Raw genomic sequence first — 23,820 nt, 5'->3', positions numbered from 1 at the left:
TAAACGGAACTACCAGGCCACCTTTACCGCCGAGATCATGTACCCCGCGGTAGATCATTTTGAGGTAATGCCCTGGCCCAACCGCATTTACCTGGGTAAGTTCAGGGTAGAGGGCAGCAATGAGCGGCAGCCCATAGCGCCGGCTTATGCCACGCAAATGCAGGTAATGGTAAATTCCCTGAACGATTTGCCGGCCTCCTCCAACCATGTAAGCGGCAGCAGGGGTATTGGCGTGCTGCTGGGCAACTCCCTGATGTTCCAGCGCTTTCCTACCCATGCAGGATATGAAGATCCGCAGCTGTCTAACTTTTACGGTATGGCCCTGCCGCTGCTGAAACGCGGCGTACCGGTGGATATGGTGCATATGGAAAACCTGTCGTTCCCCGGCACATTAAAAGATATTAAGGTGCTGGTAATGAGCTATTCCAATATGAAACCCATGTCCGACTCCGTGCATATTTACCTGGCCGGCTGGGTGAAGAAGGGCGGCGTGCTGCTGTACTATGGCCGGGATAAAGATCCTTTTCAGCAGGTAAAGGAATGGTGGAACAGCAATGGCCTGCACTACACCACCCCCTCCGAGCACCTGTTTGAGCAGCTGGGCATACAGCCCCGGGAAAATGTTGCACAATACGCCTGCGGCAAAGGCAGTGTGTTTGTAGTGCGCCAGGATCCCAAAGAGCTGGTGCTGCAGGCTGATGGCGACAGTGGTTACCTGCAGCTGGTAAGGCAGGCCTATGAGCAAAATGCGAAGGCCGGCGCCCTGCAAACCAAAAACTATTTTTACCTGGAAAGAGGCCCCTATGATATAGCTGCTGTAATGGACGAAAGCGTAAGCGCCGAACCTTTGCATATTAAAGGCCCGGTAATAGACCTGTTTGACCCTACATTGCCTGTGCTGGCTGAAAAAACAGTACACCCGGGTGAGCAGGCTTACCTGTACCACATAAGCCGGGTAAAAGACACCAAACGCCCGCAGGTATTATGCGGCGCTGCCCGTGTGTATGAGGAGCGTGTTACACGCCACACCTATTCCTTTATAGCGCGCAGTCCTTCCAATACGCAGAACGTAATGCGCATTTTATTACCTGCAGCGCCCAAACAGGCCACCGCAGGCCCGGTTGAAGGCGCGGCCCAGCCGCTGCAAATCGAATGGGACGCCGCCACGCATACCTGCCTGGTGAGGTTTGAGAACCGCAGTGAGGGGGTAAAGGTGATGTTGCGGTTTTAATTAATAATGAAGAATTAATAATTAATAATTAAGGATGAATGATTGTAATTCACAATGGTTCATCCTTAATTTTTCTAACAGCATTTGGAATAGCGCTGCTATATTTCATTGCGCAGGCGCCTGTTACATTTTCAATGGCATTCATACTTACACCTTCCTTCGCTGCATTCAATTATTAACGCCTCTTCATTACTAATGGCGCCGCCATATCACATTTTCAATGGCTTTCATACTTACACCTTCCTTCGCTGCATTTCATTATTAATTCTTCATTCTTCATTATTAATTGAACTTGGTCCCAAACTTGCGGCCGTTTTCAAAAAAAGCTCATGTCAGCCCAAACCATCATTATCAGCTTTAACGGCCAGGAGCAGGATCTGCATGTGGAAAAGGAAACCTATAACGGCAAACCTGCTTATTATGTGCAGGATAAGAACCTTTCTACCCGGTTCGACGGGCACTTACCGGATGACCTGGTGATTTTTGAAACCATAGACGGTGTGCAATGTTCTCCCCGTGTAATCACACTGGAGGGAAGGCACATCCTGGAATCTATCTGGAACGGTATAAGAGAGCAGGGTTCCGACACGCCACAGCCTTACGGAAAGGGACTGGGGTAATTAATAATGAATAATGAAGAATTAATAATGAAGAATGCGGTGGGTACTTGTTGCCGGTAATGCATCTTTATTTATTCACTATTTAACAAACGTTTAATATGCCCAATGAATATAGTAACAGCACCGGTCAAAAAGTACCCACTCATTAATTATTCATTCTTAATTATTCATTCTTAATTATTATCTGCGCAACGGCGGTAACATCATGATCCCCCAGGCCCGCAGCCACCGCCTGCTGCAATAGTTCCTGCACTGTTTTTCCTACCGGCATATTGCCCTGGGTAGCGGCTGACTGCTGCAACACCAGGTTAACATCTTTCAGTGCCAGCTTTAAGCCAAAGCCTGCGGGCAGGTAAGCTTCTTTCAGCAATGCGCTGCCGTAGCTGTTATATATGGGCGCGTTAAAAATGGTTTGTGTAAGCATGTTCATCCACTGTGCGGCATCAATACCGCCCTGCCGGGCCAGGTGTATGCCTTCTGCCATAGCCGCCACGCTGGAGAGTATCAGGTAATTGGTGCACAGTTTGGCCAGTGGCGCGGCCTTTACATCGCTGCCATACTCCCATATGCCGGCAGCGCCGCAATCGGTAAGCAGGGGTTTTATAGTGTTAACAGCTTCGGGCCGGCCGGAAGCCATGATATTCAGCTTGCGGGCACGGGCTGCTTCGGGCCGTCCCATTACGGGGCATGAGAGGTAATGGCTGCCGTGCTGCTGGTGTACAGCGTCCAGCGCTGCGGCGGTGGCCGGTAATATAGTGCTCATGGAAATATGTATGCCGCCGGCTTTCAGGTGGGCGGCTATGCCTTCCGGTCCTTCGGTAATATGGCGCAGCGCGGCATCGTCCGATACAATGCTGAATACAACGTCGCATTTAGCCGCCAGCTCCTGCACAGTGGTGCAGATGACCGCGCCTTTATCAGCCAGCGGCTGCGCTTTGGCGGCGGTGCGGTTATACACGTACAGGCCCTTATGAATGCCTGATAAATTCTCTGCGATGGGTAGTCCTAAATTGCCAAGTCCAATAAATCCTGTTTGCATCTGTTGTTATTTTAATGGTAAGATAGCGTATATGCATATGCAAAGTAGCAAATGCGTATTTAAATACACATTCCACGATCATCAGGGCAACAAAAAGGGGAGTAGAGGTTTTTTATACAAAAACCGGCGTTTGTTATCAGCGCCGGTTCGTTATTTATAGGAGTAACAAAACAATACCATCAGCATTTTGGGTGGAAGTGCTGTTAACCCTGCCGCAGCAGTAATCCGCTCACGGGTTCAGCTTATCCAGTATTTCCTGCCAGATGAGGCGGGCAATCTGTTCGCCTTCTACGGTCTTCAGCCGGTCGTCGAACTTAACATGTCCGTTAGCCCTGATTTCCAGGCGCTCGGGGATAATGTCCTCCAGTTCTCCTTCATCCGCTCCCGGCTCTACGCGGTAGGTGATCTCTTCTTCCTGGTGGTCGATGGAGATAAACAGCTGGTAAGGTTTATCGTTCAGTACGATAGTAATAATGTGCTTTTCCATATAAAAAACGTTACAAGCGGCGTGCCTAAAAAGGCGCATAAGCGTGTTCAGAAATGAACGGTTTTTTGTATCAAAAGCGAACGAACCTTAAATTACGCAGTTCTTACAGGATTGATTTGCAACAGGTTAGGGAAATGGCATTGTATTAGTGCCGCCAAGGTTCCAACAAGCCCGCTATGATCAGAAACTATCTCAAAATTGCGCTCCGCAGTTTAGCAAGAAATAAAACTTTCAGCATTATCAATATTCTTGGTTTGGTGGTAGGCACCATTTGCTGTCTTTATATTGTGATGTATGTTACCGTGGAATACAGCTATGACAAGCAGCATGATCACGTAGCAGATATTTACCGCGTTAACTCCACATTTATTGCCCAGGGCACCAGGAACAATAATGCCACCAGCTCTCCGCCTATTGCTCCTGCCATGAAAAGGGATTTTCCCGAAGTACAGCAGTTCACACGCGTGGTTCCCACCGGTTCTTTAGGGGCAAAGCAGCACCTGCTGCGCTATAATGACAAAAGTATTTATGAAACAGATGCCGTATATGCCGACTCTACCTTCTTTGATGTTTTCTCTTTTCACTTCGTATACGGGCATCCGTTAACATCCCTGGCAGCGCCTTACTGCGTGGTGCTGCAAAAATCAACCGCGGAAAAGCTCTTTGGCAGTATCAATCCTGTCGGAAAAATAATAGACATAAACAACGCCTATGGCATGCACAGCTTCCGGGTAACCGGGGTGGTGGATGAAAGCTTTGGCAAGTCGCATATCCAGGCGCACCTGTTTATGTCAATGAACAGCGGCGGCATGGGCAGCTTTACCCGCGATAACCAGTCGTGGGCCGCCTATAACTATACCGCCTCCTATGTAAAGCTGCGGCCCGGCGCCTCCGCTACTACGCTTGAAAGAAAGCTGCCTGCCTTTTTAAACAAATACGGCGCCCAGCAGCTTAAAGAAATGGGTATGGAAAAAGAGCTGCACCTGCAGCCGGTGCGCACTATACACACCACGCCCGGGTATAGGAGCGAGCTTAGTAAAACGGTTGACGGCGCTTTCCTGCACCTGCTGCTGCTGGTAGCGGGGCTGGTGCAGCTGATTGCCTGTATTAATTTCATGAACCTGAGTACGGCCCGTGCCTCCAGGCGCGCAAAAGAGGTGGGGGTAAGAAAAGTGATCGGCGCCGGTGTAAACGACCTGGTACGGCAGTTTTTAGGAGAATCTATGCTACTATCTCTTTTCGGGGTGCTGATAGCATTGCCTTTATTAATGCTGGCGCTTCCTTACCTGAACCAGGTTACCCGGGCAGATGTCAGGTTATCGTTTTTAGCGGGTTACCGTTTCTGGCTGATGGTGGGCGGCATTATTGTGCTTTCAGGATTGCTTGCAGGCAGCTATCCCGCATTTTACCTGTCTGCCTTTAAACCGCTGAAGGTGATTAAAGGCAATTTTGGCAATCATTTGTCCTCCGCAGGTATACGCCGTTTCCTGGTGGTTTTCCAGTTTACATTGTCTATCATATTCATTTCCGGCATCATTGTTATTTACAGCCAGCTGCACTATATCAGGCACAGGCAGCTTGGTTTTGAGCAAAAACAGCAGCTGGTGCTAAGCTTTTATACAGATGATATAAAGAGTAAGATACCTGCATTTGCCGGTGACCTGCGGCAGCTGGCCGGGATTAAAGCGGTAAGCCAGGCCGACAACTATCCCAGCCAGGGCATTGGCCACGACTGGCCCTATTTTCTTGAAGGCAGCAACGGCGCTGCGGGAAAAGACGTATCGTTCGTTTTTACAGATGAACATTATGTAAAGGCACTGGGTATTCAGCTGGCCGGCGGCAGGGATTTCCGCCAGGGCGACTCTGGTAAGGTGCTGATCAACGAAACATTTGCGAAGGAGCTGGGGCTAAATGCCGAAACAGCGCCGGGCAAACGCCTGTACCCGCAGCAGGAGGAAGGGCAGGCCGCCAGCCTGCTTGAAATAGCGGGTGTTACGAAAGATTTTAATTTCAATTCTTTGCATAGCGAAGTAAAGCCTTTGATGCTGCGCTACGATCCGGGCAACGCCACCAGCAATATTATCATAAGCGCCGGCGCCGGGGATTACAGCGGCCTGCTGGAAAAGATACACCGGGTATGGCAGCAGCACTTTTCAACAGTGCCGTTCACGTATGCCTTCCTGGACGACGAAGTGCAGCACCAGTATGAAACAGAGGTTACCTTATCGGCCATCATCAACCTGTTTGCCATTGTAGCCATATTTATATCCTGCCTTGGATTATTTGGCCTTTCTGCCTTCAGCGCCGAACAAAGGAATAAGGAAATTGGTGTGCGCAAGGTGCTGGGAGCAAGCCTCGCCAATTTATCTTTTCTGCTGTCAAAAGAGTTTATAACATTAACCGGCATTGCATTTATAATAGCTGCGCCGGTGGCATGGTGGGCCATGAGCCAGTGGCTGCAGGGCTTTACCTACCGGGTTTCCCTCAGCTGGTGGATGTTTGGGCTGGCAGGCGCTTTGGCCATGTTCATTACTTTATGTACAGTAAGCGTGCATGCCATTAGTGCAGCTTTGGTAAACCCGGTAAACCGGTTAAGGGCAGAGTAAGGGTTGGGGAAGGGGTACGCTGCATTGCGCCTTCTGCTTCACGTATAGCCTTCGTCGTTCTTATGCCAACTGTTCATATTCGCACATTCCTTGTACATAAGCGGACAAACCACTGCAGATGGGGGAGTACAGGTAATTGATTATCAGTTAACTGGTTGCCTGGCATTGTATTAGGAGCCTCCTTGCAGCTAATCTCGTTTCCATGTTCAAAAGTTATCTCCTCATCGCACTGCGCACTATGCGGCGTAATTTCAGCTATGTGTTCCTCAATGTTTTTGGGCTAACTATCAGCGTAGCCTCCTGCCTGGTTATTTTCCTGGTGGTAAGGAACGAGCTGGGGTACGACAACTTCCACGCCAAGGCTAACCGTACTTACCGTGTTACCCTGCATGCCCTGGACTATAATCCCAGTGTGTCCATGGGCGTTGTACCAGCCCTGCGGAACGATTTTCCGGAGCTGGAACATGTGTCGCAGGTATGGTACCGTGAGCGGGGGCTGGTGAATATAGGACAGCAGCACCTGCCCGCAGAAAATTTCATGTTTGTGGATGGGGAGTTCACCGGCATTTTTGATTACCATTGGCTGCAGGGAGATCCGCGTACAGCTTTGGCGGAGCCTAATACCATTGTGCTTACAAAAAGCATGGCCCGCAGGTTCTTTGGCAATAAAGATCCCATGGGGCAGGTGCTGAACCTGGATAATCATCTTGACCTGAAGGTAACCGGTCTTATTGACGATGTACCGGCCAATACCAGCCTGCCTTTCGGCTTCCTGGTATCTTTTGAAAGCATCCGTAAAGACCTGGAGCAGCATGGCGTTATGCGCGAGTTTTACGCCATTATGGGCGGCAACGCGTTTATTGTATTGCCGGAGCATTACCCGGTAGCAAAGCTGCAAAGCAGGATGAAGGACTTCATTAAGAAGAACTGGGGCGCCGATATTGCCAGGGGCGCTGAGCTGCCTTTGCAACCCTTGCGCGACATCCATTTTGACCAGCGTTACCTGAGCAATCCCGCCAGTCCTACCACCTCCCGCACCACCTATTGGGCATTGGCTGCCGTAGCAATATTCATTATCATCACGGCCTGCATCAACTTCATTAACCTGGCCACTGCGCAGGCCACCCGCCGCGCCAGGGAAGTAGGGGTACGCAAGGTGCTGGGCGCCAACCGGCCGCAGCTCATCCGCCAGTTCCTGGGTGAAACCGCTTTCCTGGTAGGCATTTCGCTGGTGCTGGGCCTTATTGTCGCCTACGTGTTCATGCCGCAGGCGGTGACCTGGCTGGGCATTCAGCTGGATCATACAAAGCTGTTCAGCCCCACCGTATTGGGCATGGTGTCGGGTATTGGCCTGGTGATCATATTGCTGGCCGGTCTTTACCCGGCTTTTGTACAATCGGCCTTTAAACCTGCATTGTCGTTAAAAGGCAGCACCGGCAGCTCACTGCAGGGGTTAACCCTGCGTAAAGGCCTGGTGTTTGTGCAGTTTGCCGCATCGCAGGTGCTGATTGTGGGTACGCTGGTCGTAGCCCGGCAAATGGATTTTTTCCAGAACCAGGACCTGGGATTTGATAAAGATGCGGTGATTACCCTGGAGATACCGGAGGATGCCAAACGGCAGGTGCTGGAACAGCAGCTGATAAATGACCCCGGCGTGAAGGCCGTAAGCCTTTCTTCCAGCGCGCCTTCCTTTAACAACGCCTTTGGCCCTTTCAGCGTTCCCGAAGCCGGTATTACAGAGGATGATGTAACTGAAATAAAGTTTATTGATGACCATTACATCGATATGTTTGGCCTGCACATGCTGGCCGGCGAAAAAATACGGAAGCAGTTTGCAGGCGATACCACCCGGCAGCTGGTGATCAATGAAACGCTTATGCACAAGATGGGCATCCAGCGCCCGGAAGATGCTATCGGCAAAAGTTTCCTGGCCGGCGGCGACCGGGTGTATGTTACCGGTGTGGTAGCGGATTTCCAGAGCGAGTCCAAGCACAAGAAAAGAAGGCCCTGCATGCTGCTGTATGCGCCCGACCGCTTTTTTACCGCCAGCGTAAAACTGCAGCCGCATCATATGCGTGAAACCATTGCCCGCATTGACAAATTATGGTCGGCCCTTTTCCCGAACGACCTTTTTGGCTACGAGTTTATTGACGATCATATTGCCAGCTTATACAAGCAGGAGCAAAAGGTGTACACGGCGTTCCGGCTATTTTCCATGCTGGCCATCCTGATAGGGTGCCTGGGCTTATACGGGCTGGTAGCCTTTTCCGCGGTGCAGCGTACCCGGGAGGTGGGCATCCGCAAGGTGCTGGGCGCATCTGTATTTAACATTGTAAGCCTGTTTGCCAAAGAGTTTGTGCTGCTGATAGGCATTGCTTTCCTGGTAGCTGCGCCTGTGGCTTATTACATCATGCATACCTGGTTGGAGAACTTCGCTTATCATGTGGGTATTAATGCGCCTACCTTTGTAGCAGCGTTGCTGGTATCGTGCGTAGTGGCGGCAGTTACTATCGGGTATCAGTCTGTAAAAGCAGCTGTAGCTAACCCGTTGAAGAATTTAAAGGCGGAGTAGGGGGATTTGCGGATGCTTTTATAGAAATTCTTTTAAGGGGCTTTTTTGTAGACATTCATTCAAGGGGATTTTTGCGGACATTCCTTTAAGGGGCTTTTTGTGGACATTCCTTCAAAGGGCTTTTTTGCAGATGCATCTCCGGCCTGCACCCGCCTGTTTTGAATGGCTATTGGGCTTATGGCAGGCGTACCGGCGTTATGGATGCTATGTAGCTTCATCCATCGCATCACGCCGGGCAAAGGGCCGGGATCTGCATCCGCAAAAAAGGCGGGTACTAAGGTATGGTGTGCAGCAGTAAATGCGTTGTAAATACAATTAATTATAGTGCAGCACAATTATAGTACAGCTTAAATGCAGCTTTCCAAACGATTGTAAATGAGGTTGCAATAGTTACATCCTGTTTACGCCATATTTACACCGCCGGGCCTTTCACGTTCCACTGCACATGAATGCACACTGCTTGCTTGCAGGTTCCAAACAAAGGACCTTGGCCGGCGCGACACGCTTGATAAAGCTCCATTTACTTCCAACACCCCATACGACCACCTACGTCCAATAGTGATCCAAACAGGCGGGCGCAGTCCGTGTTTGGACCTGCAAGCAAAAGAGCCTATAAGTAAAAGCCCTGCCAGGAAAGATGCCGCATGTAAAAGCCCTTGCACATCTTCACAAGTAAAAGCCCCCGCCGGCAAAATGCGGTTTACAAAAGCGTTTGTAAACTTACAACCCCAAGCCCTTATAAATGAAAGCTTTTGCAGGCAAAAGCGCCGGTAAACCCGCAATCATGGCTGCGCAACTGCACCGCAACCCGGGGTAAAAGCGTTCGCGCCTGGGAGTAAAAGCGTTCGCCATCCCAGGTAAAAGCGTATGAAAGGCGTTTAATTCCCGCAGCTTACCTCTACCAATATCCCGCCAGGCGCATAGCAGTAAAAGGTAACGGAGTTAAAGCCTCCGCGTTGCAGCACTTCTACCTCATTGGCGGTAAAGCCGGCAGCAGTAATGGCAGCATGCTTCTCATGCACCAGCTCAGGGGTATCTACAAAAAAACCGATGTGAAAATTTTTAGGATAGCCGCTTTCCGTACCGGTAATATGCGCTTCTTTAGCCTGCATCAGGTTCAGGATAAAGCCGTCTTCGCCTTCAAGTATGGCAAATTTATCGTTGCCGCCCTGCATGGGCAAGGGAGTAAAATCAAAGTAGGAGGTAAAGAACGCCTTTACCGCAGGTACATCTGCCACCGGCAGGTTGGCATGGTTGAGCTTCATAGCTTGCTGTTTTAATGTATTGAATAAATGAACGAACATTCGTTCGGTTAAATAGGCAAAAAATTTTTACGGTGATTTCAGCGCCCTGATCACCAGCTGAAAGGCCTGCTTCATTTTATGCTCATTGAGCGAGAAAGGCTTGCCGCTCATGCTGCTACGATCCAGGTGAAACTTTACCAGTATATAAAAAGGACCATAGGCCAGCGACCATAGTATCTCGGCAGGCATGTCTACAATCTCTTTGCGTTGTATCGCATTTTTTGTGAACTGTTGCATTGCCCTGCGGAACGGACTTTCCTTAATATCCTGGTGTTTAATCAGTGGCGAGTTGCGGAACTGCTCTGAAAAGTGATAGTGCAGCGGGTACTGCTGTATGTACCGGTACCGGTTTTTCCACTGCAGCCAAAGGCCGTCCTCAAAAGGCATGGCAGGATCAAAGTTCCTCAAAACCTCTTTGGCAAACAGCTCCTCTACCGCAATGTATACCTGGTTCAAAAGATCTTCCCGGCTTTTGAAATAAATGTAAATGGTGGAAGCCGACAGGTTGGCTGCCTTGGCCAGCTTTTGCATGCTTAGCCCGTCAAACCCTTCCTGCACAATCAGCGCAATAGCCTGTTCCCTTATCAGGGCCTCCTTATTTTCATCTCTTGGACGCATACCGGGAACAAAGATAAACGAATGTTCGTTCTTTTAAAAATGTTTTTTGATCCGGTGGCCGGAACAACATTGTTTTTTCTTTCATGATCATTACATTTAACAATAGGAAATCCCATATAAAATGAAAACAAAGCTCCTGTTATTATTATCCCTTCCCGTTATTTTAAGAACCACTGTTGTTTGCGGCCAGTCGAAAGAAGTACAATTCCTAATTGATACCACCATCAGCATCATGCAGCAACAATCCGTAAATGCAAAAGCTGTTAACTGGGCCAGGCTGCAAAAGGAGGCGCTGAAGGCATCTGCAGGGATCACAGACCCTTATCAATCAGGCCCTGTTATCAGGGAGCTGTTCCGGTCAATTGATGATTTTCATGGGCGGCTTTTTTATAAAGACAGTATGTTTCAATGGTCCCATAATGCCCCGGTTGTTTCTGACTCCATTAAGAACGAGTGGAAAAACCGCTCAGGCGTAAAAACATACCTGGTAGAAAAAAATATTGGCTACCTGAGAATACCCAGCATGCCATATTCCGGCAGGAAAGACTGCGATTTTAAGGCCCAAAGCCTGAATGACAGCCTTTGCCTGTTATTAACACAAAACATAAAGGGATTAATTATTGATCTGAGAATAAACGGCGGCGGAGCCATGTACCCTATGATCCTTGGCGTAGAGCAATTGTTAATGCATGGACGTATTGGTTCCTTTGAACCAGGTGAAAATGCAGTCTGGTACCTGACGGATGATGATTTTGCATTTGATACCACTGTGCTTGCCAGTATTACCCCAAAGTGCAGCATCAATGCACAGCATATGCCGGTGGTTATTCTCACAAGTCCTGCTACAGGAAGCTCGGCAGAGTTTTTCATTATTGCATTCAAAGGCCGGCCTGAAACAGTTTTGCTGGGGTCACCAACCGCCGGTTTTATAACCAGTATTAAGGAGTTTGTTATTAATGATGCGGCATCAGTACTGCTGTCCACTTCTTATGGGGTAGACCGCAACGGGAAGGTGTATAAAGCAGCAATAAAACCCGACATTCCCTTTGCCGATAAAGACAGTTTTAATGATATTCCCAACGATGAAAAAGTTGGAGCGGCCGTTAAATGGCTAAAGCAGCATATGAACAACTAACAGGCCGGAATGCTAAAAGCATAAGCGTACATTTGATAAACCCTGGAGGCCGATGACCGCGGGACAGTTCCGCCCCCTGCATTTGCCGCTGCCTGAAAAGGATTACCTGTGCTGCATGCGCGGCCGGTGACCTATATTATTACCTGCTTCCGTTTTAATTTCCCGGAAAATGCTGTTTCTTTATGCCCGTTACGTGAACATTGAAACCTAAGCTAATCTGATGTTGAAAAAAATTTACCGGCTATCCGCTGCAATGCTATTACTGGCAGGCAGCGTGTATGCGCAGCAGCCGCTGTTCCGCAATGCCAATGCGCCCGTGGATGCGCGCGTAAAAGACCTGTTGCAAAAGCTTACCCTGGACGAAAAGATCTCCCTGTTAGGATATGACAGTCCGGGTATTGACCGCCTGCAAATACCCAGCTACAACTGGTGGAACGAAGCCCTGCACGGCGTTGCCCGTGCCGGTGAGGCCACGGTATATCCGCAGGCCATTGGCATGTCGGCCACCTTTAACCCGTTGCTGGTACAGGAAGTGGCCAACACTATTTCCACTGAGGCACGCGCCAAATACAACCTTTCCGTGGCTATGAACCGCCACCTGTGGTATATGGGGCTTGATTTCTGGACCCCTAATATTAACCTTTTCCGTGATCCGCGCTGGGGCCGCGGCCAGGAAACCTACGGGGAAGATCCTTTCCTTACTGCTGCCATGGGCACTGCCTTTATTACCGGCCTGCAGGGCACTGATCCCCTGCACCTGAAAACCGCTGCCTGCGCCAAGCACTTTGCGGTGCACAGCGGGCCGGAGGCTGACCGCCATACTTTTAATGTGCAGATAGATGAAAAAGACCTGCGCGAAACCTACCTCTATGCTTTCAAACACCTGGTAGACGCCGGCGTGAATTCCATCATGTGCGCCTATAACCGCGTGAACGGAGAGCCGTGCTGCACCGGCAAAACCCTGCTGCAAACCATTCTGCGCGACGAATGGGGCTTTAAAGGTCAAACCGTTACCGACTGCGGAGCGCTGGACGATATTTACCTGCGCCACAAGGCCATTCCCACCAGGCTGGAAGTAGCCGCTGCCGCGGTAAAAGCCAATGTGGGCATGGAATGCGGCTCCATTCTGCAACGGGATGTAAAAGAAGCTGTGGAAAAGAAAATGCTTACGCCTGCGGATGTAGACAGCGCCCTAAGCCAGAACCTGCGCACGCAAATGAAGCTGGGCATGTTTGACGAGAACGGACTGGCGCCTTATAACCACTATGGTGCGGATAGTGTGCATAACGCCTATCACACAGCGCTGGCGCGCAAGGCAGCGGAGCAGGCTATGGTATTGCTGAAGAATGATGGTGTGCTGCCCCTCCAAAAAGAAAAATACAGCTCTATTATGGTGCTGGGCTCCAATGCTGCAGATGCCGACGCCCTGGTAGCCAACTACCATGGCATTAACGGCAACCTGGTAACCTTCGCAGAAGGCATTGCCGCCGCAGCAGGTCCGGCTACTGCCGTGCAATACGACCTGGGCTGCGATTATAAAGATACAGTGCACTTTGGCGGCATATGGGCTGCATCCAACAGTGATGTCAGCATTGCTGTAATAGGTTTAACGCCGGTACTGGAAGGAGAGGAGGGCGATGCTTTCCTGTCGGCCTCCGGCGGCGATAAAGCTACGCTAAGCCTGCCCGCGTCCCAGCTGGCCTTTATGAAAAAGCTGCGTGCTGCGCATAAGAAGCCCATTATAGCGGTAGTAACTGCCGGCAGCGCGGTAGACATTGCCGCTATTGAACCTTATGCAGACGCCATTATCCTGGCCTGGTACCCCGGCGAGCAGGGCGGCGCTGCGCTGGCAGATATTATTTTCGGCAAGGTATCGCCCTCCGGCCACCTGCCGGTAACGTTTTACCGCTCTTTAAACGACCTGCCTGATTATAAGGACTATAGCATGAAGGGCCGTACCTACCGCTATTATAACGGGCCGGTGCAATACCCCTTTGGCTACGGGTTAAGCTATACCACCTTCAACTATGCATGGGCGCAGGCGCCTAAAAACGTATATGCGTTAAAAGACACCATTCACATGACGGTAAATGTGCAGAATGGGGGTAACTATGATGGGGATGATGTGCTGCAGGCTTACATACAATATCCGCAAATGGACCGCATGCCGCTGAAAGAGCTGAAAGCCTTTAAACGCGTGAGTATAAACAAAGGCGGGCAGCAAACCGTTGAGCTGAGCATTCCTGTGAGCGAACTGCAGAAGTGGGATCTGCCCACCGGCAAATGGAAGCTGTACAAAGGCCGGTATACCGTAGCCATTGGTAAGAATGCCAATGAAATGGTGCTGCAGCAGGGCTTTACCGTGAAGTGAGCATGTTAAAAATATTGGGTGTAAAAGCAGGTGCCGCTGTAATTGCGGTGCCTGCTTTTATGCTTTATATTCATTTTGCAATGCCGGTAAATTCAAAGTAATGATCTTTTAGCTGGTACACGATATACTTCCTGGTTACCCGCCCTTTATCATCCACTACCGGGATGTAGATGATCTTTTGTTTATTGTCATAGGTAATTAACTCCAGCGGCCGTTCCGGCCGGTCTTTTACGCTGAAGAAATCAAATGGCACATCTATTTTGTTCAGCCTCTGGGTCTTTGTCCTGAACAGCTTAACCGTGTCAACCAACCTGTTATTTTCAATACTGTAAACAGCGATGGATTGCATAGCGTTTTTCGTAGAAAAGATGGCATTTGTAACAGCCAGGTAATACTGCTGGTGGCCGGTGTTAACGGTAAATATCCTGGAGCAAAAGCTTCCGGCGTCGCCTTCTTCGCGCTCCGGCACTTTCGTAAAAACCTTACCGTTGCTCCTCCATTGGCAGATGGTTTTGAAAAAGTGCATGGTGCCGCCTGTTTGGGTGTCCCAGCTGTATATCCTGAAGTTTCCGTCGTCCGAAGTGGCGATGTTGCAAAAATTGCTGTCAGTAAGTTCTTTAAATGGATAGCCCAGCGTTGCCGGGTTGTTTTTAATAAAGCCTGTAAATTCCTTTTCAAACTTATCGGTGTAAAAGCTTACGCTGTCATAGTTTGCCGGTATAAAGGATGCAAGCCTGGAGTAGATTTTTACAAACCTGTTTTCCTGTGAAGCGATGGGCTTTGTTTGTGTAAAAGCTTTTTCACAGGTGAGGGTGGCTATAATGAAGGCAAAGCGTGTTAATATCAGGGATGATGTCATTGTAGTCAGGGTTGTTGGGTTTTATGTGATATTGATTTTTTTAGTAAATATTGAGGGGGCCAGGCATTCGTTTTTAAGTTCGTATTGCGCAAAATCTGTCCTCAACCTTAAACAGGAACATGCCTTGATTTAAAATTTTACTTAACCGCTAAATATACGAAATAATCTATCCTCAACGCGCTGAGCAGGTGCTATCTTCAACTTAAAAGAAAGCCTGTCGCACAATCCGCAATATTCCCCTTATTCCCGCGTTAAATCAACAGAGTCATTAAATAACCTGTTTATGCGGTTGCCCCTGGTTATAATCAGTACCATATCTTTTGCCATATTGTTATATGGCTGCTCCAAAGGCGTGTTCCAATCCCGTAATAGCAAAGTGTATGAAGCCCCGGCCATGGGAGCAGAATCGCGCTTTGACGAAGGGCTGCGCCGGGAAAAACATCCGCAGCAGCTGTTCAATAAAAAAGAGCGGGCTGATATGGAAAAGATGGGCTGGATAGGATCCGATGAGCGCGCCGCCCCCAACACCCGTATTTCCCCGGGCAGGGCCGACAGCCTGCTAACCGGCAAAACAGACAGTACCCATGTTCCGGCAGACAGCGTCCGCCCGGCCATAGATACCACTGCTGCTCCTAAAGACACTGTTCATCATCCCACCAGCTATTAACCGGTTTCCCCTTCTCTTCTGGCATTTTAATTGACTGCATTACCATATGCGTAAATTCACCTTCAGGAATTTCTGGAAAGTGCTGCGGCAAACCGGACAGGGCTTTGGTAAAGATAAAGTGCTGAAACTCAGTGCTTCCCTGGCGTTTTATACGGTGTTTTCCCTCGGCCCCATGATGATAGTGATCATTTTCCTGGCCGATCTGTTCTGGGGCCGTGAAGCAGTAGAAGGCAGGATATTTATGCAGGTGCGCAACCTCATAGGCAGCAGGGCGGCGCTACAGATACAGGAGATTATGAAGAACGCCTCCCTTACCGGCGGCAATGTATTTACCGCTGCCGTGGGCTTTATTGCACTGCTCATTGGCGCTACCACTATTTTTTCTGAGATACAGGACACCATCAACACCATCTGGCGGTTGCAGGTAAAGTTCCGTAAAGGGCTGGCGCAGTGGTTGCTCAGCCGTTTGCTGTCGTTCTCCCTGGTGGTAGGGCTGGGGTTTCTGCTGCTGGTGTCGCTGGTTATTAACGCGCTGGTAGAAGGTTTTATGGACCAGCTGCGGGAACATTTTCCCCATACCGCCATTATGCTGTTTTATGCGGTGAACCTGGCCCTTACATTTATTATTATATGGTTCCTGTTCGCCATTATATATAAGGTGTTGCCCGATGCCATCATCCGCTGGAAAGATGTAGCCGCAGGCGCCTTTTTTACCACCTTCATGTTTATGCTGGGCAAATTCGTGATTTCGTTTTACATTGGCCGCGCCAACATCGGCAGCGCATATGGCACTGCTGGATCGCTGGTGGTGTTGCTGCTGTGGATTTACTATTCCGCCATTATCCTGTACCTTGGGGCGGAGTTCACCAAGTTTTACGCCCTGCAGTTTGGTACTGAAATAAGACCCAGCAGCTATGCTGTTACGTACCAGCTGATACATGCGGAAAGCGGGAAAAGCACTATACAGGAAAATGAAGAGGATGAGGAGCGCCTGCGCAAAGCATTACAGCAGGAAAAAAACGGAAGGGGAAATAACCGTAACCCAGGCTGAAGTTTTTTTCTTGCATAATAACAGGATTAACCGTATTATTATCTGCTATAGAAAACCACCAACCAATTATCCGGATCGCATCAATCTGCCTGTAAAATAATCATCATGAAGCAACCTGTTATGCTAACCGTGGCTGCTTTGGCATTGGGCATGAGCATGCCTGCTGCCGCACAAAAAGCCGCTATAGGAAAACCCGATACCCTGCTGGAAGCCCGTTTTGACCAGCAGCTTAGCAGCGCGCACATTGGCGCCACTATTAAAGAGCTGTCGGCAAAGCCGCACCACCTGGGCTCCGCAGCCGGCAAAGCCACCGCCGATGCTATTGCAGAAAAATTCAGAAGCTATGGATGGGATGTGCACATCAACACTTACAAAGTGTTGTTTCCCACTCCTGAAACCCGTGTGCTGGAGCTTACCGCCCCTGTAAAGTTTACGGCTACACTAAAAGAGCCCGCCCTGCCTGAAGATGCTACTTCCGGGCAGCAGGGGCAGCTGCCTACCTATAATGCCTGGGGCGCGGACGGTAATGTAACGGCCCCGCTGGTATATGTAAACTACGGGCTGCCGGAAGACTATGAAACGCTCGAACGTTTAGGGGTAAACGTAAAGGGCAAGATAGTGATAGCCCGCTACGGCCATTCCTGGCGGGGTATTAAGCCCAAGGTAGCAGCGGAGCATGGCGCTGTTGGCTGTATCATTTATTCCGATCCCAAAGAGGACGGCTACTACCAGGGAGATGTATATCCCCGTGGCGCTTTTAAAAATGCCAACGGCGTGCAGCGCGGCGCGGTTATGGACATGGTAATTTATCCCGGCGATCCGTTAACGCCCGGCATAGGCGCCACAGAAAATGCCAAACGGCTGGAGCGCAGTAAAGCGGTCACCATTCTTAAAATACCGGTGCTGCCTGTCAGCTATCACGATGCGCAGCCCCTGTTAGCTGCGCTGGATGGCCCTGTTGCGCCGGACGGGTGGCGGGGTGCGCTGCCCATTACCTACCACATTGGCCCTGGCAAGGCTACCGTGCATTTGCAGGTACAGTGCAGCTGGGACCTGGTGCCGGCATATGATGTAATAGCCACTATAAAAGGCAGCCAGTACCCCGATGAATGGGTGGTGCGCGGCAACCACCACGATGCCTGGGTGAACGGCGCGGGAGATCCTGTCAGCGGACTGGCTGCCGAGCTGGAAGAAGCCAAAGCCATAGGCGCGCTCGTTAAAAGCGGTTACCAACCTAAACGTACCCTGGTGTACTGTGCCTGGGACGGGGAAGAACCCGGTCTTATCGGCTCTACAGAATGGGTGGAAGACCACGCCGCAGCGCTGCAGCAAAAAGCGGTGGCCTATATTAATACCGACGGCAACGGGCGTGGCTTCCTGGGCGCAGGCGGCTCTCATGCGCTCACCAAATTAATGGATGGTATAGCCAAAGACGTTATTGATCCGCAAACAAAAGTAAGCGTGTACGCCAGGAAAAGGGCCGCTGCCGTGGTGAACGCCGCGCCGGCAAGCCGTAAAGCGTTGCTTGAAAAGCACACGATCACCCTGGGGGCGCTGGGCTCCGGCTCCGATTACTCGCCCTTTTTCCAGCACCTGGGCGTGCCTTCGCTGAACCTGGGTTTCGGGGGGGAAGATGAAGGAGGAGAGTATCACTCCATTTACGACTCTTACGATGATTATGTACGTTTTAAAGACCCGCAGTTCCATTACGGCGTAGCCCTGGCAGCAGTGGCCGGCCGCGCTGTACTGCGTTTGGCCGATGCCGATATACTGCCCTTTGATTTCACCGACCTTTACGCCGCTATTAATAGCTATACAAAAGAGCTGATGGAGCAGGCCGCCCAGATGCGGGAGAATACCGTAACAGAGAACCGGCTTATAAGGGAAAATGCCTACCAGCTGGCTGCCGACCCTACTAAACCATTCACCGCGCCTACACCCAAAGCAGTCGTACCTTACCTGGATTTTTCGCCCCTGCAGAATGCCCTGGTAAAGCTGGACCATGCCAGCAGCGCGCTTAAAGACTCCCTAGCCGCGGCCACAGTAAGCACCGCTGTACGCCAACGCTTAAACGAAGCTTTGTACCAGGCAGAGCAAAGCCTGCTGGTAAGCCAGGGGCTGCCCAAACGTCCCTGGTTTAAGCACAGCATTTATGCCCCCGGCTTTTACACCGGTTATGGGGTAAAAACACTGCCCGGCATCCGCGAAGCCATAGAGCAGCGTAACTGGAAAGAAGCACAGGAGCAGGTTGGCGTAGTAGCAGGCGCAATAGAAAAGTTCAGTGCAAAGCTGGATGAGATTACCGCGCTGCTGAAGTAGCGCAAGGAATTACGGATTATTTAATTACGAATTATTCAATTACGAATTATTCAATTACGAATTATAGAGGCGGTGTGTTAAAGACGCAGGTACTGTTCGTAAGTCATAATTGTATATCATTAACTGCTATTGATGATATTAAGAAACGGGAAGTAAGAAGCAGGAAGTAAGAAGCAGGATGTAGGAAGCAGGTTGTAAAAAGCAGTATGTAAAAAGTTGAACGCGCAGTGTTTTATTTTCACGGGCATTTCTACCTATAGCCACTGTACCAAAGTTCCAAATGACGGCCCTTGTCCGGCGTGATACGACAGGAAACGTATAATTATTAACTTAAAGCTAATACGCTTGATAATGCCTCATAGCCTTTCACCCAGGCGGGCGCAGGCCGGAATTGGAACTTTGGGCAGGAGCACTAAAAGTAAATAATGCTTACTTGTATCTCTACGCTTGTCTTGAGTTTACTCATACCGCAACGCCTCTATCGGGTCCAGCCGGCTGGCCTTTACCGCCGGGTAATACCCGAAGAATACGCCGGTAACCGTACACACAATAAACGACAGCACAATAGAGCTTTCCGATACCAGCGTGGGCCACGACAAAAACACTGTTATGAGCCTGGAGGCGGTAATGCCCAGCGCAATGCCAATAAGGCCACCGGTAATGCTGATCAGGATGGCTTCGATGAGAAACTGCAGCAAAATGTCTATGCCACGCGCACCGATAGACATGCGCAGGCCTATTTCCTTGGTGCGCTCTGTTACGGAAACGTACATAATGTTCATGATGCCAATGCCGCCTACTACCAGGGAAATGCCGGCAATGGCAGCCAGCAGTACTGTCAGCAGCTGGCTGGTGGAACTGAAGGTGCTGATCAGCTCTGCCTGTGTTCTCACCAGGAAGTCGTCGTCATCCGCCGGCTTCAGCTTATGTGCGGTGCGCAATATCTGCGATACTTCTGCTGTTGCCAGTGTGGAGCTGTTTTCATCCAATGCAGAAGCAAAGATGTTTTGTATGTAGGTGATGGCTAAAATGCGCTTCTGCACAGTGGTGTAGGGCGCCAGTATAATATCGTCCTGGTCCTGGCCAAAAGCGTTTTCCCCTTTTTCGGCCAGCACGCCAATGATCTTGAATGGTATTTTGTTAAAGCGGATGGTTTTGCCTACCGGGCTTTCACCGCCGCTGAAAAGGTTTTCCGCTACGGTTTGGCCTATGAGGCATACTTTGCTGGCAGCCTTTACATCGTTATCGCCAAAGGGTACTCCGTCTTTCAGCGGCCAGTCGCGTATATCCAGGTAGTTGGGGCTAACGCCCTGTATGGTGGTAGGCCAGTTGAGCGCGCCGTTAATGGCCTGTCCTCTGCCCGATACCTGGGGCGATACCGCGGTAATATATTTAGCCTGTTGTTCAATGGCCTTTACATCTTCCAGCTTCAGTGTTTGCAGGGTAGAGGCATCCAGGCGGGCACCGCCACCCACGCTCATATTGCTGTTGGGGCGGATGGTGATCATGTTGGAGCCCATGCTGGAAAGCTGGTCCTGTATGCTTTGCTTGGAGCCCTGGCCAATGGCCACCATGGCTATTACGGCGCCAACGCCTATAATGATGCCCAGCATGGTAAGGAACGCCCGCAGCTTGTTGCGTTGCAATGCTTTAAGGGCTATCCGTATGAGGTTGAAGATGTTCATGTTGCTGTTATTTAGTAATCATCCGTTACCGGCAGCTCGCTCAGCGCCTGCCGCGCCGATCTTACATTTTCGTTTTGGCTGTCGCGTATCACTTTGCCGTCGCGCAGCATAACGGTGCGGCTGCTGAACGATGCAATGTCCGGTTCATGCGTTACGAATACAATGGTTTTGCCGGCCTGGTTCAGCTCCTGCAGCAGCGCCATGATCTCATAGGAGGTGCGGGTGTCCAGGTTGCCGGTGGCTTCATCGGCCAGTATCATTACCGGCTCATTTACCAGGGCGCGGGCAATGGCCACGCGCTGCTGCTGTCCGCCCGACAGCTGGTTGGGCATATGATCCAGCCGTTCCGCCAGCTTTACCGCTTCCAGCGCTTTTATGGCTTTTTCCCGCCGGTCGTGGGCGGTAAGCTCCGCGTTGTACAGCAAGGGCAGCTCTACGTTCTCCAGTGCGCTGGTACGGGCCAGCAGATTATAGGCCTGGAACACAAACCCTATTTTGCGGTTGCGCAGGCGCGCCAGGTCATCGCGCGACAGCTTGCTGATATCCACTCCATCCAGCTGGTACAGCCCCGACGACGGTTTATCCAGGCAACCCAGTATGTTCAGCAGCGTGGTTTTGCCGCTGCCGCTGCTGCCCATGATGGTTACGAACTCGCCGGCGTTCACCTCAAACGATACGCCTTTCAGCGCCCGCACGGTTTCTGTACCCATCCGGAACTCCCGCTTGAGATCGTGTATCTCTAATATCTTACTCATGTTCGTTTATAGTTTCATGCAGCATCAAATCCTCATTATCATACATATTACTGCATCCATCTGCCAAAATTCTTCATCTGCCCATTAGCTATTTTATATCTCCATAATCCTCCTCTCTATATCTCCGTAATCCTCCTCCACATCAATCATCAATCATTCATCCTTCATCCTTCATTATTCATTCTTAATTATTAATTATTCATTCATCTGCACATCTGCATATTTGCACATCTGCACATTATTTCCGCTTTCCCCTGCCCGGCCTTGACGGCATAAACGGGCTTTTTGCCGCGCCACTGCTCTTTTCTTTTGCTGTAACCTGCCTTACATCATTTACCACAATGTCAGAAGTATCTAACCCGCGTATCACCTGCACATTGGTTTCATCATTCAGGCCGGTTAAAATGCGGCGGCGCATAATGGTATCGCCCCGTTTAATCCATACGGCGGCGGGGTGCGCTGCTTCATCCGGCGATGTTAAATGTTTGGTGGTATCTGTTTTCGTTTTCAGCGTGTCGGGGCGTTTGCTGCGGTAAAAGCCAGGTTCTGTATGATTACGGGAGGTGTCGGCCCGCCCGGCGATCACATAATCTTTCAGCAGGGCCGGGTCGGGCCTGAACTTCAGCGCTTTGGCGCTTACCAGCATTGCGTTCTGCGCTTCTTTGGTGTAGATGGTGATATTGGCCGTCATACCAGGTTTGAGGCGCATGTTATTGTTGGGCGCATCTATGATAGTGGTATAGGTAACCACGTTGGCGGAGGTGCTGGGCTGCAGGCGCACTTCCTGCACAGTGCCGTTAAACACGTCATCGGGGAAAGCATCTACGGTAAAGGTTACACGCTGCCCTTTTTCCACGTTGCCTATATCCGCTTCGTCCACGCTGGCCTGCACCTGCATTTTGGTGAGGTCTTTGGCAAGTATGAACAGGGTAGGGGTGTTAAAGCTGGCCGCTACTGTTTGTCCTATGTTCACATTCCGGTTCAGCACTACGCCGTCAATAGGTGAGTAGATGTTGGCGTACGAGAGGTTTTTGCTGGCTGATTGCAATTGTGCTTTAATAGCGGCCACATTGGCCTTGGCGCTGTTATACTGGTACAGCGCTGTTTCATAATCGGCCCGGCTGATAGCGCCTACATGATATAATTGCGATTGCCGGTTATAGTTGCTTTGCTGAAACACCAGCTGGTCCTGTGCTGCAGCCAGGTTGGCCTGGTACTGGTTCACCTGCGCCTGCAGCAGGGATTTGTCCAGCTCCGCTATCAGCTGTCCCTTTTTTACCTGGGTGTTAAAGTCGGCATAAATAGAGGCGATAGTGCCCGACACCTGCGTACCTACCGATACCGTATCTACCGGCTGTATGGTGCCGGTGGCGGTAATGGCGTTGGCAATAAAACCGTAGACGGGTTTTTCCGTATCAATAACCACCGGCGCTTCCCTATGCCTGAAAAGCAGGAACCAGGTTGCGATTGCCGCTATGATAACAATGCCTGTTATTAACCATTTATATCGTTTCATTTGTACTTGTATTTTTATTTGCCAATGGAAGCGGTTCAGTTTTCCGTTACCGGTTCCCCTATATAAAACTCATATATTTTAGTGTTTAGGATGGCGCTGTACTTGGCCTGTATAAATGCCTGCAGCGCCTGAACATACAGGTTCTTCTGCACGGCCAGGTCGGTGATGTTTACAGCGCCCAGCTTCAGCTGTTCTACGCTGATGCGGTAACCCTCTTCACTGGCTGCCAGCTGCTTTTCCGCTGCCTTGTACTGCTCCTCCGCGTTTTGCAGGTTCAGGTAAGCCTGCTCTACCTGCTGCGTTAATGTTGTTTTGGTGTCCTGCAGGGATAGTTTAGCCTGGTCTATCTGTATTTTGGCGCGGGCTTCATTGGCCTTGTTCACGCGGTTGCTGAAAATGGGAATGCCCAATGTAAGGCCGGCGCGCTGGTAAAAGTTGTTATCCAGCTGTTGCCAGTAGCTGGCCGACTGGTTATCGGAAAACCCGGTGGAAAGGGCGCCGCCCAGGCTAAGTGTTGGTTTGTAGCCGGCCCTGGCCTTTTCCAGCTCTACCTGCGCAATGGACACGCCCAGTTCCCCGTTTTTCACCTCCGGCCTGGTTTCCAGTGCGGTACGCTGGGCTGCTTCCAGCGATGGTACAGGCTTTTCAGGCCGTAACGTGTCCGGCTGTACGATGGAAAAGGTGAACGCAGTTGGCAGCTGCAGCAGCTGTTTCAGCGTGAGCAGGTTCTGGCGGTAAGCGTTTTGCGCTACTACCAGCGAGTAGGCGTCATTGGCCTGCTGTGCCTGCAGCTGTACCAGGTCTTTGCGGGCAATGCTGCCGGCGCTGTACAGCTGTTGCCCTTGTTCCAGCTGCGCCTGTGAGGTTTGTACCAGGTCTTTTACATATACAATGTTCTCGCCTGCCAGCAGTATGTTCAGGTAGGCTTGTGTGATCTGCAGGGTAATGTCATTTTCCGCGGCCCGCACATCCAGGTTAGCGGCCT

General features: G+C 50.5%; 17 protein-coding genes and 1 pseudogene. 9 read left to right on the top strand and 9 right to left on the bottom strand.

The window, feature by feature from the left end:
- Both VFS25_RS12695 and VFS25_RS12690 read left to right on the top strand, forming a co-directional pair.
- Positions 1 to 1,231, top strand: a pseudogene (locus VFS25_RS12695) (hypothetical protein); the annotation flags it as partial.
- A gap of 329 nt (positions 1,232 to 1,560) precedes the next feature.
- On the top strand, positions 1,561 to 1,851 hold the full coding sequence (locus tag VFS25_RS12690) for a hypothetical protein (RefSeq protein WP_326462521.1): 291 nt from the start codon (positions 1,561 to 1,563) through the stop codon (positions 1,849 to 1,851).
- Positions 1,852 to 2,014: 163 nt separating this feature from the next.
- Here VFS25_RS12690 and VFS25_RS12685 read toward each other — a convergent pair whose 3' ends face one another.
- Together VFS25_RS12685 and VFS25_RS12680 are read right to left on the bottom strand one after the other, a co-directional pair.
- Entirely contained in the window at positions 2,015 to 2,890 is an 876-nt protein-coding gene (locus tag VFS25_RS12685) for an NAD(P)-dependent oxidoreductase (protein WP_326462520.1), read from the bottom strand.
- A gap of 229 nt (positions 2,891 to 3,119) precedes the next feature.
- On the bottom strand, positions 3,120 to 3,377 hold the full coding sequence (locus tag VFS25_RS12680) for a hypothetical protein (protein WP_326462519.1): 258 nt from the start codon (positions 3,375 to 3,377) through the stop codon (positions 3,120 to 3,122).
- A 176-nt stretch (positions 3,378 to 3,553) separates the two neighbouring features.
- On the opposite strand from VFS25_RS12680, the gene VFS25_RS12675 reads away from it, so the two are divergent.
- On the top strand, positions 3,554 to 5,983 hold the full coding sequence (locus tag VFS25_RS12675; RefSeq protein WP_326462518.1) for an ABC transporter permease: 2,430 nt from the start codon (positions 3,554 to 3,556) through the stop codon (positions 5,981 to 5,983).
- Positions 5,984 to 6,185: 202 nt separating this feature from the next.
- Positions 6,186 to 8,555 (top strand): ABC transporter permease, encoded by a 2,370-nt coding sequence (locus VFS25_RS12670; protein ID WP_326462517.1) that lies wholly within the window; start codon positions 6,186 to 6,188, stop codon positions 8,553 to 8,555.
- An 878-nt stretch (positions 8,556 to 9,433) separates the two neighbouring features.
- On the opposite strand, the gene VFS25_RS12665 is transcribed toward VFS25_RS12670, so the two are convergent.
- The gene (locus VFS25_RS12665) at positions 9,434 to 9,820 is read right to left on the bottom strand and encodes a VOC family protein (RefSeq protein ID WP_326462516.1); all 387 of its coding nucleotides are present in this window, start codon (positions 9,818 to 9,820) and stop codon (positions 9,434 to 9,436) included.
- A 66-nt stretch (positions 9,821 to 9,886) separates the two neighbouring features.
- Complete coding sequence (locus tag VFS25_RS12660) at positions 9,887 to 10,477, bottom strand: helix-turn-helix domain-containing protein (RefSeq protein WP_326462515.1); 591 nt, start codon at positions 10,475 to 10,477, stop codon at positions 9,887 to 9,889.
- Between the two features lie 121 nt (positions 10,478 to 10,598).
- Between VFS25_RS12660 and VFS25_RS12655 the strand changes: the two genes are divergently transcribed.
- Positions 10,599 to 11,612 carry a S41 family peptidase gene (locus VFS25_RS12655; protein ID WP_326462514.1) on the top strand — a complete coding sequence of 338 codons (1,014 nt, stop codon included), beginning with the start codon at positions 10,599 to 10,601 and terminating at the stop codon, positions 11,610 to 11,612.
- A gap of 253 nt (positions 11,613 to 11,865) precedes the next feature.
- A complete protein-coding gene (locus VFS25_RS12650) occupies positions 11,866 to 13,983 on the top strand; it encodes a glycoside hydrolase family 3 C-terminal domain-containing protein (protein ID WP_326462513.1) in 2,118 nt (705 codons plus the stop codon).
- Between the two features lie 70 nt (positions 13,984 to 14,053).
- On the opposite strand, the gene VFS25_RS12645 is transcribed toward VFS25_RS12650, so the two are convergent.
- Positions 14,054 to 14,842, bottom strand: coding sequence for a hypothetical protein (locus tag VFS25_RS12645; protein WP_326462512.1), 789 nt, complete (start codon positions 14,840 to 14,842; stop codon positions 14,054 to 14,056).
- A gap of 283 nt (positions 14,843 to 15,125) precedes the next feature.
- Here VFS25_RS12645 and VFS25_RS12640 point away from each other — a divergent pair, with 283 nt between their 5' ends.
- The 3 genes from VFS25_RS12640 to VFS25_RS12630 all read left to right on the top strand — a co-directional run bounded on the left by VFS25_RS12640 (position 15,126) and on the right by VFS25_RS12630 (position 18,879).
- Positions 15,126 to 15,509: a hypothetical protein gene (locus tag VFS25_RS12640; protein WP_326462511.1), complete on the top strand. Its 384-nt coding sequence runs from the start codon at positions 15,126 to 15,128 to the stop codon at positions 15,507 to 15,509.
- Between the two features lie 46 nt (positions 15,510 to 15,555).
- Positions 15,556 to 16,560 carry a YihY/virulence factor BrkB family protein gene (locus tag VFS25_RS12635; protein ID WP_326462510.1) on the top strand — a complete coding sequence of 335 codons (1,005 nt, stop codon included), beginning with the start codon at positions 15,556 to 15,558 and terminating at the stop codon, positions 16,558 to 16,560.
- 105 nt (positions 16,561 to 16,665) lie between these two features.
- Entirely contained in the window at positions 16,666 to 18,879 is a 2,214-nt protein-coding gene (locus VFS25_RS12630; protein WP_326462509.1) for a transferrin receptor-like dimerization domain-containing protein, read from the top strand.
- 458 nt (positions 18,880 to 19,337) lie between these two features.
- Here the strand turns inward: VFS25_RS12630 and VFS25_RS12625 are convergent, their stop codons facing one another.
- From VFS25_RS12625 to VFS25_RS12610, 4 genes are all read right to left on the bottom strand, one after another.
- Positions 19,338 to 20,564, bottom strand: a complete 1,227-nt coding sequence (locus VFS25_RS12625) for an ABC transporter permease (RefSeq protein WP_326462508.1) — start codon at positions 20,562 to 20,564, stop codon at positions 19,338 to 19,340.
- Positions 20,565 to 20,575: 11 nt separating this feature from the next.
- Complete coding sequence (locus VFS25_RS12620) at positions 20,576 to 21,319, bottom strand: ABC transporter ATP-binding protein (RefSeq protein ID WP_326462507.1); 744 nt, start codon at positions 21,317 to 21,319, stop codon at positions 20,576 to 20,578.
- Positions 21,320 to 21,557: 238 nt separating this feature from the next.
- Positions 21,558 to 22,835 (bottom strand): efflux RND transporter periplasmic adaptor subunit, encoded by a 1,278-nt coding sequence (locus VFS25_RS12615; protein ID WP_326462506.1) that lies wholly within the window; start codon positions 22,833 to 22,835, stop codon positions 21,558 to 21,560.
- 35 nt (positions 22,836 to 22,870) lie between these two features.
- A partial coding sequence (locus tag VFS25_RS12610) for a TolC family protein (RefSeq protein ID WP_326462505.1) occupies positions 22,871 to 23,820 on the bottom strand: 950 nt, incomplete at its 5' end.

Source organism: Chitinophaga sp. (genome assembly GCF_035761305.1).
GTDB lineage: Bacteria > Bacteroidota > Bacteroidia > Chitinophagales > Chitinophagaceae > Chitinophaga.
This window is presented reverse-complemented; position numbering and strand designations above follow the sequence as displayed.